This window comes from Phocaeicola coprophilus DSM 18228 = JCM 13818 (assembly GCF_000157915.1).
Classification (GTDB): domain Bacteria; phylum Bacteroidota; class Bacteroidia; order Bacteroidales; family Bacteroidaceae; genus Phocaeicola; species Phocaeicola coprophilus.
Window position 1 is genome coordinate 359,015 of sequence record NZ_EQ973632.1, and the last position, 3,564, is coordinate 362,578.

Annotated in this window: 3 protein-coding genes and 1 pseudogene; all 4 read right to left on the minus strand. The window is 40.3% G+C overall.

The window, feature by feature from the left end; all coding sequences use genetic code 11:
* Positions 1–840: pseudogene (locus BACCOPRO_RS03130) on the minus strand (undecaprenyl-phosphate glucose phosphotransferase); the annotation flags it as partial.
* 44 nt (positions 841–884) lie between these two features.
* Complete coding sequence (locus BACCOPRO_RS03135; RefSeq protein ID WP_008140845.1) at positions 885–1,604, minus strand: WecB/TagA/CpsF family glycosyltransferase; 720 nt, start codon at positions 1,602–1,604, stop codon at positions 885–887.
* 11 nt (positions 1,605–1,615) lie between these two features.
* On the minus strand, positions 1,616–2,695 hold the full coding sequence (locus BACCOPRO_RS03140) for a hypothetical protein (RefSeq protein ID WP_118400685.1): 1,080 nt from the start codon (positions 2,693–2,695) through the stop codon (positions 1,616–1,618).
* 37 nt (positions 2,696–2,732) lie between these two features.
* Entirely contained in the window at positions 2,733–3,536 is an 804-nt protein-coding gene (locus BACCOPRO_RS17090) for a toll/interleukin-1 receptor domain-containing protein (RefSeq protein WP_008140847.1), read from the minus strand.
* Between the last annotated feature and the right edge of the window lie 28 nt (positions 3,537–3,564).

Genomic DNA, 3,564 nt, shown 5'->3' on the forward strand with positions numbered 1-3,564 from the left:
CGTCCGTTTCACGAACTTGTTTCCCAGCTGGCTCAGCGGATCCGGCCGCAGGCTCAGGAAGGGCACACTGCCCAGCATGTTGAAGTACATCCGGTTCTGCAGGTAGTTATGCACGTTCGGCACACTGTAGAATCTCACCAGATGGTTCTCGCAGAAGTTGATGATCGGAATGATCACGTCCCGGTCCTTCGAAGGCAGACAGCAGAACAGGAAGTGTACCCTCGGATGCTGTCCCAGATAGGCCGTCACGTCTTCCGGCCGTCCCAGGTACGGACATTCCTTCGGATAGCGGTTGCTGGGTTCGTGGTCAAAATAACCGATTACCCGGAATCCCGCATACGAAGCTTCCGTCAGTTCCCGGTACAGCTCCACATTGTTCTCATAACTTCCCACTAGCACCACGAAGCGCAGGTTTCCACCCCGTGAGCGGTAACTTTTCACCAGGTAGCGCAGCGTCAGCCGGAATACCGCCAGACAGACAAGCAGGGTTGCCAGATAGCCCGCAAACAGCTTCGACCAGGCATCCGTATAGTGTCCTACGGTGAGGATGCATCCCGCCAGGATGGCGAAGACAAACACATTCTGTACCACGTGGCCCACAATCCGGTAAGCATACACTTTGCGGTTGTAGAGCGAAACCCCCGTATTGATCGCCGTTATGAAATAACACAGCATCAGCGTCAGCATGATCTGTGTTTGCGGTACTCCCATTGTCTTTTCCCAGCTGCTTCCCTGCGCCCAGCTGTAAAACAGTCCGAACAGCCCGCCGCAGATCAGAGTCTCCGTGATGATGACCATTGTGTTCACCATCCGCTTGTAGGTCAGTAGCTTATTTCCCATAGAATTATTGGTTAGAAGTTATGAAAAGGATTGATATGCTCTTTTTAGAATTTCTCTTTTGCGATGTTGATCAGGAACAGCATGTTTCCGATGATGTACCGTCTCCACATCCGTCGCGGTTCCCTGATCAGCCGGTACAGCCATTCCAGACTGTGCTCCTGCCACCATTTCGGGGCGCGCTCCACGGTTCCCGCAAAGAAGTCGAATACTGCTCCGATGGCACCGCAGTGGCAGTGGATGTCCAGTTCCTTCCAGTGCGTGTAGACCCATTTCTCCTGTTTCGGCGCCGTCATGCCGATCCAGAGCAGATCCGGATTAGCCTTGTTGATCGCTTCGATGATCTGCCGGTTCTCCTCGTCGCTGAATTCCGGCTTGTAGGGTGGGGAATACGTCTCTACCGTGATGTTCGGATACACCTCCGCAGCTTTGGCTTTGACCAGCCCCAGCACCCGTTCACTGCTTCCCATGAAGAAACATTTGCCTCCCCGCCGGTTCAGCTGTTCCATTTCATGTTCAAACAGATCCCATCCTGCAATCCGTTCCTTTGGTTGCGATTTGGCCTTCAGCCACCGGCAGGCCATTACGATGCTGGCCCCGTCCGGCACCAGGGCATCCCCCTTCTGGAGAGCCTCTGCAAAGAGCGGATCCTTCTGTGCCGTGTTATATGAATGTGCATTAATGGTGTTGATCAGCACCTTGCCTTCAGGCAATAATGATAACTCCCTTCTGCTTTCCAGAAGGGATAAATCCTTTATTCTTAGCATGTATGGTTGTTTTATAATTTTTGAATCGATATTGCTTTGTCAATTACATGAGTGATAGCCTGTAACTTATTTTTCGATGAGTTAGGATCATTACTTATGTCAGATACAGCTTTTTCTAATTCCGGGATGAGTAAACTTGTTTGTTGTTGTATTTCATTTAATAATTTGATTACATTTCGCATATCAGAAATTAAGGATTGCTGTACTCTGTAGCTATAAGGAGAGAGAGCAGTTAAAGCTTCTAAATTTGTTATATAAGTTTGAAGAATTTGTCTGATTAAAAAGAAATTGCTTTCTCTTACTTCACGGCAACTATTTGTGGTTTCCTCATGAAACTCTGATAAAAACTGTTTTATGTGATCGCTTAGAGTATTATTTAAAGTTTTGTCAGGGTGATATAATACTTTTATACAGTTATTCTCCAGATCTGTTAGTTGTTCTTTTACCATGATCCTTATATCATATGTCCCTTTCCTATAATGGTCGGTAAACTGATATACGTTCTTAAAGGCTTCCGGTATAAAGTCTAAACTATTGTAGAAATTATTAAATATGGAGATCCAATTAGAATTTATTGGCTTGATATATAATTCAAAACCTCTAAAAATCAGTTCTCTTGGTATTCTTTTAGGACGATAAAATTGTTGTAAAGATGTTCGTTGTAAATTAGCTGTTTGCAGTGGATGTTGTTTAATATCTTTTATAAAAAGATTTATATAATCTATATTTGTGTCAATAGATTTTATAATATTTTTTAAATCGATGTTTAAGATTTGTAGATAGTATAAACAATCATTTTCCTCTTTTTCTTTTTCTTTTTGTAGAACCTTTAGAAATTGTTGTCTTTGCAATTTATTGGCTTCTATTTGCAGCAGAAAAGCGAGAAATGTTGTTATAACACCGGAAATAGCAATGAATGGATTCATCAATCCTCCAATTGTATCGCCAATTTGTCCTGTTTCAGAAAATGAAGAACATTTCCTTGATAGAATATGTGGTGCAATGAAACTGAAAAATAGGAATACAAAAGCTAATATAATTAGAATAGTAGATATTGTTGAAACTGTATGAACCCTTTTGGATGATTTCATTTTTTATTTGCTTAATAGGGGATATCCTTTAAATTGCTTATTTATTCCGATTTATATCTTGATCTATATATAAAGCCATGTCGCTATTATAATCAGCTATTATTGATTTGGCTTGAACCTTTTCAAAATCTGATAACATTGCATAGGCTTCACGAATACCTTCTTCCAGCTTATATGCATCTTGACTTTTATTTTGTTCTTGACAGATTTGAGCTATCTGTATTTTATATTTTATTACTTCTAGGAAGTTATGTTCCGATTGTGCGTTTTGTACTTTCAGTGAAAGCTGATATTTTTTTTGTTCTATGAGAGGAATAGTGTCACCATAATATTCTTCATAGGGCTGTAATGAATCAATCTGATAATTTATTTCCCGTATTAAATCATCATAATCACTATCAGAACCGGATATTGCTAATAAAAGATCTTCAATTTTTTCATTAAATAAGTTATCGTCTGACATATCGATAAATACCAAGGGCTTGAGGAAATTAGGAATACAATCATCTTTGTCTCTTTTTATGGGAATGAATTTTCTTGTATGCTGATTTTCCTTGATTAAATTTGCAATTAATTTAGCCTCATATCCGGCACCAGCGAATCGCTTATCGGCTTTTTCTTTGTAGCCTTGTGTCATTATGATCAATACCTTATCAGAATGGATGATGACATTTTCCATAAATTCATTTATGTCTTCACCTCCATGAAGATTAAAAATATCGACAAGAACCTTAAAACCTTCGTTCTTTAATGTTTGAGCTAGTTTACTAACCCATCTTTTATGATCAAGATTATCTTGTGAATATGAAATGGAAACAAATAAATTTTTTGAGCTACTCATAATGCTTATTTAGATTTTAGTCCCTTCT